The organism is Gaoshiqia hydrogeniformans (assembly GCF_049347105.1).
GTDB classification, from domain to species: Bacteria; Bacteroidota; Bacteroidia; order Bacteroidales; family Prolixibacteraceae; genus Gaoshiqia; species Gaoshiqia hydrogeniformans.
The window spans coordinates 4,461,027-4,475,079 of record NZ_CP186334.1; the positions used below are offsets into that span (position 1 = coordinate 4,461,027).

At 43.9% G+C, this 14,053-nt stretch carries 8 protein-coding genes; all 8 read left to right on the top strand.

Translation table 11 applies throughout. From position 1 onward, the window contains the following. The first annotated feature begins 51 nt into the window (after window positions 1–51). The 8 genes from ACOIT5_RS17790 (at window position 52) to ACOIT5_RS17825 (ending at window position 14,031) form a co-directional block, all read left to right on the top strand. Window positions 52–957: a BT_3044 domain-containing protein gene (locus ACOIT5_RS17790; RefSeq protein ID WP_423127509.1), complete on the top strand. Its 906-nt coding sequence runs from the start codon at window positions 52–54 to the stop codon at window positions 955–957. 85 nt (window positions 958–1,042) lie between these two features. Further along, a complete protein-coding gene (locus ACOIT5_RS17795; RefSeq protein ID WP_423127510.1) occupies window positions 1,043–3,676 on the top strand; it encodes a hypothetical protein in 2,634 nt (877 codons plus the stop codon). 38 nt (window positions 3,677–3,714) lie between these two features. After that, complete coding sequence (locus ACOIT5_RS17800; protein WP_423127511.1) at window positions 3,715–4,713, top strand: hypothetical protein; 999 nt, start codon at window positions 3,715–3,717, stop codon at window positions 4,711–4,713. A gap of 2 nt (window positions 4,714–4,715) precedes the next feature. Beyond that, entirely contained in the window at window positions 4,716–6,236 is a 1,521-nt protein-coding gene (locus ACOIT5_RS17805) for a TlpA family protein disulfide reductase (RefSeq protein WP_423127512.1), read from the top strand. A 59-nt stretch (window positions 6,237–6,295) separates the two neighbouring features. Then, on the top strand, window positions 6,296–8,773 hold the full coding sequence (locus ACOIT5_RS17810; RefSeq protein ID WP_423127513.1) for a glycoside hydrolase family 31 protein: 2,478 nt from the start codon (window positions 6,296–6,298) through the stop codon (window positions 8,771–8,773). Between the two features lie 9 nt (window positions 8,774–8,782). Beyond that, a complete protein-coding gene (locus ACOIT5_RS17815; protein ID WP_423127514.1) occupies window positions 8,783–10,162 on the top strand; it encodes a glycoside hydrolase family 43 protein in 1,380 nt (459 codons plus the stop codon). Between the two features lie 30 nt (window positions 10,163–10,192). Continuing rightward, window positions 10,193–13,375, top strand: a complete 3,183-nt coding sequence (locus ACOIT5_RS17820; protein ID WP_423127515.1) for a glycoside hydrolase family 2 TIM barrel-domain containing protein — start codon at window positions 10,193–10,195, stop codon at window positions 13,373–13,375. A gap of 533 nt (window positions 13,376–13,908) precedes the next feature. Then, window positions 13,909–14,031 carry a hypothetical protein gene (locus tag ACOIT5_RS17825; protein ID WP_423127516.1) on the top strand — a complete coding sequence of 41 codons (123 nt, stop codon included), beginning with the start codon at window positions 13,909–13,911 and terminating at the stop codon, window positions 14,029–14,031. Window positions 14,032–14,053 lie beyond the last annotated feature (22 nt).

The window sequence follows — 14,053 nt, forward strand, 5'->3', positions numbered from 1 at the left end:
GATGTTTATTGGCGAGTTCCATGTGGCAATTAAAAATCAAATTATAAACACATGAAAAAAATAATATTGTTTTCTTTATCCCTCGCGATGCTGTTCGTGGGTTGTGAGAAAGAGGATTCTCCAATGGATAGGGAGCTGTTTCCGCAGAAAGTTTACATTGTAGGCGCCCGTGATCAAATCATCAATCGGGATATTGATCTTGGCAAATCAACGGATACGATCTCTGTTTCAGTTGCCGTAAGCGGATCTCTTCCCTTATCCAAGGACGTAACGGTTACATTTGCTGAAAACCCGGATGAAATTACTTTATACAATGAACGTAACGTGTCAGGGGCGGACGTGCAATACCAGAAACTTGATGATGCTATTTACAGCTATCCGTTAAACCAGGTGACGATAAACGCCGGACAAGTATATAACACGTATCCGATCCATATTAATCCTGCTACATTGCAGTACGATTCTTTGTATATGATCCCTTTACGGTTGAGCTCGATATCGGATTATGAATTGAGCGATAATGATACTACGGTGCTGGTAAGACTGAATCTGATGAACCAATATTCCGGTTTGTATTATGTGAAAGGTATATTGAAAAACACCACAAATCCAAACGATTCCGTTTTCTACCGTATGTCGAGGAATTTGGTGGCAACCGACAACGGAAACACCGTCCGGATGTATCATTTTAACAATGAAACCAAAGACTACAGGCCTTCGCATACTTTTAAGATTACGGTCAACAGTGATAACTCGCTGAGTTATGCTACCTGGGACCAGTTTGTGATTTATGATGGAGGCGGCACCTATCATCCCGATGTTAAAGTGTACGACTTTTGGTACGAGTACAATAACAATGGAACCCGCTGGCGTGCCGAAGGTATTTTGTATTTAGAACGCAAAACAAACGAGGAACAGGATATACTGGACGACTGGTTAGATGACCATGGAAAATAGTTATTAATAAAAGTGATGGCAGGGCAAAATTTGCCCTGCCATTTTTCTGTTAAGTATTATCAGATAGATCAAACATCCATTTCCCATGAAAACGATAACCTTCATCTTATGCATCCTTTCTCTTTTTTGCGTTGAAATTCAGGCACAGGACGTGAGTAACGATTCCATCCAAAACATTTTTCTTGAGCAAATCTCCCTCTATCCGCAGGAAAAGATTTATGTACATACAGACAAACCTTCTTATGTTTCCGGTGACACGATTTGGTTGCGCGTCCATTTGGTCGATGCGCTTCTGCTTAAGCAGGCCAATGCCAGCAGGTATGTCTATGTGGAGTTGATCAATCTCTTGTCCGATGTTGTTGAAAGGGCCATGCTTGCTCCTGACAGTATGGGGTGTTTTTATGGATATGTCAGTTTGGATGAGGCTTTGCCCGAAGGCAACTATACGCTGCGGGCTTATACCAGGTTTATGCAAAACCAGGGCGAGGATTATTTCTTCCGAAAGCCTGTTTATATTATCGATCCGCTCTCGGCCGAAATTTCCCCTGTGGTTGACTTTACCTTCAATGATAATAAGGTGGATGCTGCTATTTATTTCACCGAAACAAACGGGGAGGACCGGATTGTTCCCGAAGCTTGCAGCTTATTTGTTGACGGCAACCTGAAGGGGGAAGAAAAAAAATTGTCGTTAGAACAGGAGTCGGCGCAGTTTTCATTCGACTTGACGAAAGCACAAAACCAGCCGGTATTCTTGCTGCAAACCACATACAAAGGGCGCACCTACAACCGTTTTTTCACTGTTCCCCAACCTGACGATGCTTTCGATGTGTCGTTTTTTCCTGAAGGGGGCCATGCGCCTTTGCAGGCAGATATCCGGATCGCTTTCAAAGCTTTGAAAAAAAATGGGTTGCACGAGAATGTAAAAGGCACGGTGTATGACGATACCGGCAAAGAATGGGCCCATTTTGAAAGCCTGCATTTGGGGATGGGGCAGTTCAGGATGCATTACCTTCAGGGAAGGGCCTATCATGTGGTTTGCACGAACGAAGAAAACATATCAAAACGGTTCGGTTTGCCTGCGCCCGAATCCAACACCATGGCATTGAAAGCCCAGTGGAGCGGCGGCAACTTGCGGCTGACACTCTCCAGTCCGTCAGATTATGTATTGCCCCAGGGGCTACATTTGGTCGCGCATATCCGGGGGGCGGTGCTCTACTCGCAACCATGGACCGACACGCGCGGGTACCTCTTTGAAAAAGATTTTTTTCCCGCAGGCATTGTCCATTTTTTATTAATCGATAAAGACAGGAATATCCTGAGCGAACGCCTTGTGTTCTCGTCTCAAAGCAGCACGTTTGCCAATGTTAGTGTGGCCCCCGACAAACAAACTTACCAAACCAGGGACAAGATCAGCTTGGGCATAAAAGTTTCCGATGAATACGACACACCTTTGTCCGGCAATTTTTCCATAGCGGTGGTCGATAGGCGCGATGTAGCTATTGATACAGTTTCCAATATTATTTCCAGGCTTTTGCTTACTTCCGAGTTGAAAGGGCATATTGAATCGCCGATGAGCTATTTTAAAGATGACGGCCCATTGACCATAGCAGCGTTGGATGTGCTGATGATGACACAAGGGTGGAGAAGGTACAATGTGCCGGAAATACTGAAAGGCAATTTGCACAAAGAGCTGAAGTTTCCTTTAGAGTCGAGCCGCAGGTTCTCGGGAAAAGTGTCCGGCGTGTTTTCGGCTTTGAAAGATGGGAGCATTTCCATGATCGCCCATAAAGATTCAATTTTGGGCACTTCGTTCGTCAAACCGGAAGAAGACGGCAAGTTTGTGTTTGACAATGTTGATTATCCGGATAGTACACAGTATCTCATACAAGCATTGAGGAAGAAAGGCTCAAGCCTTGCTTTTATTGAAATGGATTCCGTCGAAGTGTTTCCCCCGGTGGTATTGCCTCCATTAGTTGCCCCCGAGATGCGCAGCTATGAAGAATCTTATCTTGATAAGGCAAATGAAAAATATACCATTGAAAATGGTATGAGGCTTATCAACCTTGCTGAGGTTGAAGTAAAAGGACAGCGAAAAATTCAGAGGAAAACGGAATCGCCCTATTATTCCATTTCGTCATCGTTTGTACTGGCAAGCGAGGAAATAGAAAAGGCAAACTTTATGAATGTCTTCGATTTGCTGCGCCGCCTTCCTGGCGTAACAATTTCAGGTAGTGAAGTTTATTATCGTCAGGCAACGCCTATGCTTATTTTGGACAATGTGCCAACTGAAAATTTTGATTATAGCCTATTGAACGTGAACGACATTAGCGATGCTTTTGTGTCGCCCGCCACTTCGGTTATGCCCATATTCGGTGCCCGTGCTGCAAACGGGGCCATTGTGATTAACACCAAAAAGGGATTTGTGGAAAAAAACAGGATGAATAAAAACATGCAGGTATTTACCCCAATTGGCTACCAGCAGCATGTTGAGTTTTATTCGCCCGCCTACGAAACCGAAGAACAACGAAAGAACACAGCCACTGATATGCGATCAACGATTTATTGGAACCCAAGCGTCCATACGGACAGTACAGGAATTGCCCATCTGGGTTTTTATTCGGCTGATTCGCCGTCGCAATATAGTATTGTCATTGAAGGGGTAAGCAGTGCGGGGCATCTTGTCTATTCATCAAAAGAAGTGGTTGAAGTGGAATGGTAACTCCTTGTTTATAGGTAAAAAAGAACTAATTACTTAACATGACAAAAAAACACTTCATTCGGATTGCCTTCCCCATTTTTCTGTTATCCATTCAGTTTATTGTTGGATACGGGCAGGTTTTTCAGGGGAGTGATACCGGTTTAAATAGTGCCAATCAAGCCATTTTAGATACGATAAGGGTTATTCAGAAACGCACTTCTGATATCTTTGGTGAGCAGGTTTCAGTATACGAACCGGGGGATTCGTTAGAGACTTGCGAGACAAATTTTAGGAACTTGCTGAAAAATTGGCATACGCTCAATGTCACGAATGCCGAGGATTATGAATTCCTTGATTTTTCGTTTGTTGAAACAATTTTAGACTCAGCAAGATACAATTATTATCGAAATTATTTTTCGGGAGAAAAGCCAGTTTATTTCTCAAGGCGGAGTAGTGGTAGAGTGGGTCTTGATGGACAAACAGCATACGAGCTTTATATCATTCCTGGCTATATTCATCGGGAATTCTATGATCCAATGGATCTGCCGGAAAAAGCACAGAAATTGTTGTCAAAAGAATTTACACGGGAGGCACGAGCCCTTTTAGAAGAACCGTTTTGTGTTGATACCATGAAGCTTAACCTATATACTTTTTCCAGCTATCAAAAGGACACAACAATTCATTTTGACCCAGGCGGTTTTAGTTCATTTGGGATCAGTTGGAAGAGTTCTTTATGGAGTGCTGCATCACCAGACTCCTTATCGCAGGACTATTTTGATGTTTTTTTTAAGCATGAAAAGGACATTTTTGAATTAAATGTTGCAGATGCTCAAGATCTAGTATTAAAAGACCTTATGATTCAAAGGGTTATAAGGCAGATGAATTTTACACAACAAGTGCATATTGGGGACCAGGTTTATTCAGTCAAATTCGATTACCTTGGGACAATTTATACGGTTTATGTAATTTGTAATCCAGACAGTAAGCAAGTTGTGATGGATTATTTTTTTAAAAATATCACCATAGATACCAAAAGGAATCTCCTAAACAAATACTAAACATGAGAAAACTTGTCATTCTATTAGCATTCGCATTGTTAATATCATGTGCTAAAGAAACTAGCAATGATTTTAGTACACCAAAAAAAGTAATTATTGCGGGCAAAGTTGAGAATATTGACCCCAATAACCTTGAGGTAAAGTTTTATGTAAACAGGCTTGGTCTTAATCAAAGTGCGATTTTTACCAAAGCCGACTCATCAGGTAATTTCCAAACTTCTTTTGAAACCTACACGCCTACTGACGTGTGGGTTCAATATAAAACAAACATTCTTGTCCTGGTACGGCCCGGCGATAGTATCCATGTTGAGTTTGATGGCCAACCCAACAGGCGGCCTCAAATACTTGAAACAATAAAATTCAGTGGTGATGGCATAAAGGCCAATCAGGATGCAGCAAAGTTCCAACTAATGTACTTTTCAAACCCTTTATATTATGATTGGGATGCAAAAGGATATGCAAAAAAGACATATGATGTTGACCAGTATTTATTGTATCTGGATACATTACAACAACGCATTGATGAACTATATAGTAGGTTTTTAGCTGAAACCGCACCTGACCACAATGTGAAAATCTGGGCAAAAACTTATATTGAGCAAGATTACTATGACGCAATATCATGGTATCCCTTGGAGCATTTGAGATCCAACAATTTGAGAAGCGGTGAATGGGAAGTGCCTGAAACTTTTTTTGATGCATTGTTGACAAGGTTGCCAATAGAAAAAAACATGCTTGTAAGCGGATATGCGTTGTCAAATTTCATAAACAGGTTTCATTACAATTATTCGCGGAGTAGAATTTGGGAGGAGGAGCAAAACAAGCAGTACAAGACACCCGAAGGATATATCGTTGGGCCTACTGAGATAATGGATTCTTTAACCGTTTATGGTATCATAAAATACACACCCGATTCATTGTTGAGACAGATGGTCTTGACAGAATTCTTTGTGCAAAACTTGGACAATTCAGGCATACGGTTATATGAAAAATATAAAAATATTGCGGACGAATATATTCTTGAACCCTTTTTAAGAGAACCCTTGTTTGAATTGTATGCGGAGGTTAAAAACCGGATTGAAAACCCTGTGATAGCAACAGATGCCTATTTGAAAAAGCTTGAAAACACTACGGCCAGACAACTTTTTGATTCAATATTGACGGTTAATAAAGGAAAGGTTATTTATTTAGATTGTTGGGCTACATGGTGCGGTCCATGTAAAGAAGAGATGCCGCACTCAAAAAAATTGATGGAAGAATTGAAAGATGAAGATGTCTCATTCGTATTTCTGTGCATCGATTCTGAAGAAAACTTATGGAAAGCTAACTTGGCAGAATTTCAAATCGGCGGTCAGCATTATTTTCTGTCAAGAGAACAAAGTGCCGATTTGAGAAAGGTTTTTGAAGTTCAGGGAATCCCTCATTACTTTTTAATCAATCAACGTGGAGTGATCGTCGAAAAAGGTTCATATTTAAGGCCTAATCATGTGAAAGATAAACTATTGGGATTACTTGAGGGATAAAAAGCGAGTTCTGAATCTTGTCCAAAACAATTTAAAACCACATAAAATAGAAAATGACGATGAAACAATTTTTTTTAGTGCTGCTGATAGTTTTTTCCGTGAATTTAAATAGCAAAGCACAAACCTACGAAATGACCGATTTGGGCATCGAAACCCAAATCAATTACATGGACGTTGACATCCGGTTTTACGGACCGTCCATTGTCCGGGTTGTAAAATCGCCCGAAGGAAAAAACTTCAAAAAAGAGAGTCTTTCGGTTGTGAAAACACCTGAAAATACTGCTTTTACAAAGAAACAAACGGGAGATGAGCTTAGGCTGAAAAGCAAGAATATTGAGGTGGTGTTAAACCTGAAAAGTGGGAAGGTGACATTCAAGGATGCAAAAGGGCAGGTACTTTTGGCCGAAAAAGAAGCCGGTGCAACGTTCGCCGATTTCGACGATGCCGGAGTGGAAACCTTTAGCGTCGGACAGTCATTTGCGTTGGACGAAGACGAAACGATTTACGGGCTTGGCATTCTGCAAAACGGCAAAATGTCGCAGCGGAACCAGGAAGTCCGCATGGTTCAGAACAATACCTGGGATTTTGTGACCTTCTTTCAGTCCGTAAAAGGCTACGGTCTGTTCTGGGATAATTATTCGCCAACCACATTTAAAGACAACCCGGGTGAGACTTCTTTTCGGTCAGAAGTTGGCGATTGCATCGACTATTATTTTATGTATGGCGGCGATGCTGATGGCGTTATTGCCCAAATGCGCGACCTTACCGGGCAGGTTCCCATGTTTCCACTGTGGACTTATGGATACTGGCAAAGTAAGGAGCGCTATAAAAGTCAGAATGAAATTGTTGGCGTTGTGAAGAAACACCGCGAACTGGGCGTGCCGCTTGATGGTATTATCCAGGATTGGCAATATTGGGGAAACAACTACTTGTGGAATGCGATGGAGTTTCTCAACGACGATTTCCCGAATCCACAAAAAATGATAACCGATATCCACGACCTGAATGCGCACATCATCATTTCAATTTGGTCTTCGTTTGGTCCTGCAACAAAACCGTATCACGAACTTGAAAAGTTGGGAGCGCTTTTCAACTTCAGAACCTGGCCTGAATCGGGCCTCACCAGTTGGCCGCCCAGAATGGAGTACCCTTCGGGAGTCCGTGTTTACGACCCATTTAACCCCAAAGCCAGGGATATTTATTGGAAATACCTAAACGAAGGATTGTTTAAATTGGGGATTGACGGTTGGTGGATGGACTCTACGGAACCCGACCATTTGGGGTTCAAGCCCGAAGACATGGACACAAAAACCTACCTGGGTTCATTCCGCAAGGTGCGCAACGCTTTTCCCTTAGTGACTGTTGGGGGCGTTTACGAAAATCAGCGTGCCGTTACCTCCGGCAAGCGGGTATTTATCCTGACACGTTCGGGTTTTGCCGGGCAGCAACGCTATGGAGCCAATGTTTGGTCGGGCGATGTGAATTCGTCATGGGAAAACCTACGCAATCAAATCCCCGCCGGGCTTAATTTTTCCATGTGTGGCATCCCACATTGGAACAGTGATATAGGCGGTTTTTTTGCAGGCGTCTACAACAAGACCTGGAATGACGGTACTGCTTCGAAGAACCCATTGTTTCAGGAGTTGTACGTTCGTTGGTTACAGTTTGGCGCTTTCAACCCCATGATGCGCTCGCACGGTACCGACCTGTCAAGGGAGATCTATCATTTTGGGCAGAAAGGAGAACCCATTTACGATGCAATAGAACAGACGATCCATTTGCGTTATTCCTTGCTGCCTTACATCTATTCCACCTCATGGGAAGTAACCAACAAACAGTCAAGTTTTATGCGTGCCCTGGTGATGGATTTTGCCGATGATCAGCGGGTTTTGGATATGAATGACCAATTCATGTTTGGAAAATCAATCCTGGTTGCCCCAATCGTGAAAGCCCAATATACTCCTGAAAAAGTTGTAAAAACGAACGAAGAGAGTGGCTGGGACCGGAACGAAGGCGACGATAAAGGCAACAAATCCGAAGTTGATTTTACAGAAAAAAAAGCAACACAGGTTTATTTGCCGGCCGGAACCGATTGGTACGACTTCTGGACAAACGAGAAGTTCAATGGCGGACAGGAAGTTTCCAAAGATGCCAATATTGAAACGATTCCTTTGTACATACGGGCAGGAAGTATCATTCCTGTGGGGCCCAAAGTGCAATATGCCGAAGAAAAACGATGGGATGAACTTGAGATCCGTGTTTATGAAGGTGCCGATGGCGAGTTCACTTTATACGAAGACGAAAACGACAATTACAATTACGAAAAGGGGATTTATTCAACCATAACCTTTACCTGGAACGATGCTAGGAAAACCCTGACCATTAGCGACCGAAAAGGCTCTTTTCCCGGAATGCTGGTTGAACGGAAGTTCAACATTGTGAAAGTGTCGCAAGATACAGGTCTTGGTGATGGCGTCATCGCCAAATTCGACAAAACAATAAGTTATAATGGAAACAAAACCCAAATCAAACTATAAACAAACCAAATGAAACCGACGATAAACAGAAAAATAGCCGCATTCCTGCTCTTGGCTATAAGCGTTTTGAATGCCATGTCACAGAACAACATACCTCCTCAACTACCCATCATCCAAACCAAATACACGGCCGACCCGGCACCCATGGTGCATAACGACACGGTATTTCTATATACATCGCATGATGAGGACGATGCAATGGGTTTCAAAATGTTTGACTGGCTGCTTTATTACTCAACCGACATGGTAAACTGGACCGAGCATGGTGTGGTTGCCTCGTTGAAAAACTTTGCTTGGGTCCCTTACGAGAATGGGGCTTGGGCGGTGCAGTGCATCGAACGCAACGGCAAATTCTACCTCTATTGCCCCATGCCGGGGAATGTGGGCATTGGCGTTTTAGTGGCCGATACTCCTTATGGGCCTTTCAAAGACCCAATTGGTAAACCTTTGATCAAAAACAGCAACCACGATATTGACCCGACCATATTGATCGACGACGACGGGCAGGCTTACATGTACTGGGGAAACCCCAAAGTGTATTACGTGAAGCTGAACGAAGACATGATTTCCTATTCAGGCGAGATCATGCAAGATCCTACAACCCCGAAAAATTACCAGGAAGGCCCGTGGGTGTGGAAACGAAAAGGCCTTTATTACTTGGCTTATGCTTCAACCTGTTGCCCCGAGGGCATTGGATACGCGATGAGCACTGCACCATTCGGGGCCTGGGAGTACAAAGGCATGATTGTGGATGCAACGGAAAAAACAAGAGGAAACCATCCGGGCATTATCGAATTCAAAGGTAAATCCTATTGCTTCGGTCATAGCTATGATATACTGAAGAAGACCACTTCGAGGTTTTACGAACGCCGATCGGTTGATATGGACGAAATGGAGTACAACGCAGATGGAACCATAAAAAACCGTCATTACTGGTCGGTTGAAGGCCCTGAGCAAGTTGGAACTTTGAACCCGTATATTCGTGTTGAGGCCGAAACAATGGCATGGAGCGAAGGCCTAAAAACCCACTTCGAAACCGAGTGGGAAGGCGATTTCGATTGGGCAAGGGGTAAGAAAATTGCCGACCGATTGTTTGTAACTTCCATTAATCATGGCGACTACATGATGGTTAAAGGGGTCGATTTTGGCAAAGGTGCCAAATCGGTCGATGTGCTTGTTTCTCCACTATATGGTGGTAAAATCGAAATACGGGTTGACAAATTCGACGGGCCGGTTATTTCAACGGTCAACGTCGGTCTCCAGGGCGAAGGAGGAAGATGGAAAACCATCTCGGCGCAGGTAGATAACGTGAGCGGGATCCACGATTTGTTTTTCGTTTTCAGGGGTGAAAAAGACTTGTTCAACTTCGATTGGTGGCAGTTTCATTAATAATCAATTAAGCTTTAAACAGAATCATATATGAAGAAGTTAATGACTTTACTGTTGGGGATACTGTTCGTCGCAGTTCTTAGGGCGCAGGACCGCCCGCCACACCCCGAGTTGGAAAACCCTGCAATACAGGGTATCAACAAAGAGTTGCCGCGTGCCTCTTTTATTAGTTACGAAAGTAGGGAACTGGCTTTGAAAAACGACAGGACGGCTTCCGAAAGGTTTGCTTCGCTGAACGGGACCTGGAAGTTCAAGTTTACCACCGGTATCTCGAACCGCATTCCCAACTTTGCCGCTACAAGCCTCGACATTTCGGGTTGGGACGATATTGAAGTGCCATCGAATATGGAAATGAAAGGTTATGGTATTCCTATTTATACCAACGTGAGCTATGAATTCTACCCTTACTGGAATTTTAAACCGCCGTATGTCAACGACCTGGAATTGAATAATATTGGCTATTACCGCCGCGATTTCGACGTTCCGCAGTCGTGGGACGGGAAACAGGTCTTCGTCTATTTCGGTTCCATCAAATCGGTGGGTTTTGTTTGGGTGAACGGCCAAAAAGTGGGCATGAGCAAGGATAGCAAAACCCCGCAGGAGTTCGACCTTACCCCGTATGTGAAGCCTGGCAAAAACTCAATTGCTGTTGAGGTTTTCCGATGGAGCGATGCCGCTTACCTCGAATGTCAGGATTTCTGGCGCCTTAGCGGTATCCCGCGCGATGTTTATATTTATGCCCAGCCCAAAGTGCGCGTTCGCGATTTCTTTGCCGAAACCGCGCTCGACGAAAGCTATACCAACGGTGTTTTTGAATTGAGTGTTGATTTGAAAAACCATACCGGACAAAAAGCTTCGCAAACAGTAAGCTACGAAATTATTGATACAGCAGGGAAAACAGTTGCATCGGGAACCAAGACTGTCGGGTTGACCGACTCTGTTGCTACACTGGATTTTGAAGCCACCATACCATCAGTTGAAACATGGAGTGCCGAAACCCCGAACCTTTACACCTTGTTGATCTCCAATAAGGATAAATCGGGCAGTTTGGTAGAAGCCACCTCCGTTAAAATAGGTTTCCGTACCAGCGAGGTTAAAAACGGCCAATACCTGGTCAATGGTAAGCCTGTTTTGTTGAAAGGGGTGAACCTGCACGAGTTCCACCAAACAACCGGACAAGTAGTGAACGAGGCCGATATTATACTCAACCTGTTGCGCATGAAAGAGCTCAACGTGAACGCAATACGTACAAGCCACTACCCACAGCCCGATTTCTTTTACGAGCTGACCGACAAATACGGTTTTTACGTGGTAAACGAAGCCAATATCGAATCGCATGGTATGGGTTACGACCGCGCAAAAGGGAAAAGCCTTGCCAACAACCTCGACTGGACTGAAGCGCACTTGTTCCGCACCCGCAATATGTTCGAGCGCGACAAGAACCATCCTTCGGTGGTGATATGGTCGCTGGGCAACGAGGCCGGAAATGGTTACAATTTTTACAAAACCTACCTGTTGATCCGTGGCCGCGACAAAATGCGCCCTATTCAGTACGAACAAGGAGGACACGAATGGAACACCGACATTGTTTGCCCCATGTATGCCAAGCCACAACACATTGAGCATTATGCCAAAACATATTTCGACCGCCCGCTGATCCTTTGCGAATACGAACACGCCATGGGAAACAGCGTTGGAAATATTAAGGATTACTGGGAAATTATCGAAAAATACCCGCAATTGCAGGGCGGTTTCGTTTGGGACTGGGTTGACCAAGGCCTTGTTAACGAAAACGAGAAGGGCAGGTTTTGGGCCTATGGTGGCGATTATGGCCCCGAAGGCACCCCTTCGGACGGCAACTTCTGCATTAATGGGGTTGTATTTCCCGATAGGAGTGTAAAACCGCACAGCCTTGAAATGAAGCATGTTTACCAAAATATTGGTTTCAAAGCCGATGATTTGGAAAAAGGTCAGGTGCTTGTAACCAACAAGTTTTTTTTCACCAACCTTTCGAAATACGATTTCAGCTACGAAATTACCGCAAACGGTAGCGTGGTAAAAACGGCCAAGCTGCCGGTTCTCGATGTTGCACCGGAGCAATCGAAAATCGTAAGCATCGATCTAAAAGGGATTACAGCCAAACCGGGCGTTGAATATTTCGTTACCATCTTTGCAAAAACAAAAACAGCTGAGAACCTGCTTCCCGCGGGCTGGGTGATTGCTTCGGAACAGTTAAAACTGCCCGTTGAAGCGTCCAAAACCCGGTTCGATTTGGCAAAGGCCGGAAAAGTATCTTATTCCGAAGGTGCTTCGGTTGACATAACAGGCAAAGGTTTTTCTGTGTCCATCGACAGCAAGTCGGGTCTGATCACTTCCTATAAAATCAACAACAAAGAGTTGATATTAAATGGTTTTGGTCCACGTCCGGCATTCTGGCGCGCCCCAACCGATAACGACTATGGATGGCGTATGCCAAGGGTTGCAAACGGTTCAAAAGTAGCATCGGAGCAAGAATTTGTGGCTGCCAGTGTAAAAGCAAGTCAATTAGGAAACGCTGTTCAGGTTGAGGTGGTTTATCAACTCGATTCCATTTATTCAACTTGGAAAACCCAATATACCATCATGGGCAATGGCAACATAAAAGTTGACAACTTGCTCGTTACCGAAGGCGAAAAAGTTCGCGTTTTCCCACGTGTGGGGATGAAGATGCAACTTCCTTCCGAATTATCGCAAGTGGAGTATTTGGGCCTTGGGCCTTGGGAGAATTACTCCGACCGCAATTCTTCGACCTTTGTTGGGCATTACAAAACAACGGTAGCCGATTTATACGTGCCTTATATCCGCCCGCAGGAAAACGGCCACCGCACCGATGTGCGCTGGTTGGCACTCAAGCGAAACGATGGTAGCGGACTTCTGGTAGTAGCCGATAACGTGATTGAGTTCAATGCCTTGCACAATACAATAGAGGATTTCGATGCAGGCCCGAACAAGGATAAGAACCTGCGCCATACCAACGACATTAATCCGCGCGATTTGGTAGAACTGCACATCGATTACCGGATGATTGGCGTTAGTGGCGACGACAGCTGGGGTGCATGGCCGCATGAGCCCTACCTGATCAGGCCAAGTGCCGAAGGGCATTCTTACAGCTTTACTTTGGTTCCCTTTGCCTCGGCAAAAGAAATGGAGGTAAAAGCAATGGAGAAGTATTAATATTCTGCTTTTACCGGAAACGTGCTTACGCGGGTTTCGCCAACGGACTTTCCGGAAATTAATTTGGCTTGAATTAAAACAGGTATCGAAAGGGGCAGTCTTTTAAAAGGATTGCCTCTTTCTTTTTGTCCCCAAATATTTGCGTTCATTTAAAGCGAACTATTGACAGGCATTTTGCGAATTGTATCCTAAATTGGAAATCAAATGTCCCAAATTAGAAAGCGTTTAGATTTGGCGACCTTATTTTTGAGTTATAGTGAAAAGGCTTAATTCTTTTCTGAAGATACTTGCCTTTTTCGATGAATTGTATTATTCGACATTAAGCTAACAAATGAAAAAAATCTCCATTTTTCAATTTTGTGAACTCTTATCTTCAGTAAGCTTTTATGTATGTTTTTTCTTCTGCAAGTTGAGTATTCAAAGCGGTAAGGCTGATGTTCGGAATGATACAGGAAGTTATGCTATTTCTGAAAATAGCCAGGCAACGCCAATTCAGCGTAAACAAATAAAACGACAACAAAAATACAGTGAAGGTGTGGAACCAAACCGTAAGCCATCCCACCGCGGTGCGCTATGCCTGGGACGACAATCCGGCTGAGGCCAATCTTAAAAATAAGGAAGGCTTGCCCGCTTCGCCTTTTACAACGGAAGATTAAAAACCAATAAATAACAACCTGA

Bases quoted from the DNA above. Each gene is read 5' to 3' on its own strand.
- ACOIT5_RS17790 (WP_423127509.1), top strand. From the start codon at position 52: ATGAAAAAAATAATATTGTTTTCTTTATCCCTCGCGATGCTGTTCGTG.
- ACOIT5_RS17795 (WP_423127510.1), top strand. From the start codon at position 1,043: ATGAAAACGATAACCTTCATCTTATGCATCCTTTCTCTTTTTTGCGTT.
- ACOIT5_RS17800 (WP_423127511.1), top strand. From the start codon at position 3,715: ATGACAAAAAAACACTTCATTCGGATTGCCTTCCCCATTTTTCTGTTA.
- ACOIT5_RS17805 (WP_423127512.1), top strand. From the start codon at position 4,716: ATGAGAAAACTTGTCATTCTATTAGCATTCGCATTGTTAATATCATGT.
- ACOIT5_RS17810 (WP_423127513.1), top strand. From the start codon at position 6,296: ATGAAACAATTTTTTTTAGTGCTGCTGATAGTTTTTTCCGTGAATTTA.
- ACOIT5_RS17815 (WP_423127514.1), top strand. From the start codon at position 8,783: ATGAAACCGACGATAAACAGAAAAATAGCCGCATTCCTGCTCTTGGCT.
- ACOIT5_RS17820 (WP_423127515.1), top strand. From the start codon at position 10,193: ATGAAGAAGTTAATGACTTTACTGTTGGGGATACTGTTCGTCGCAGTT.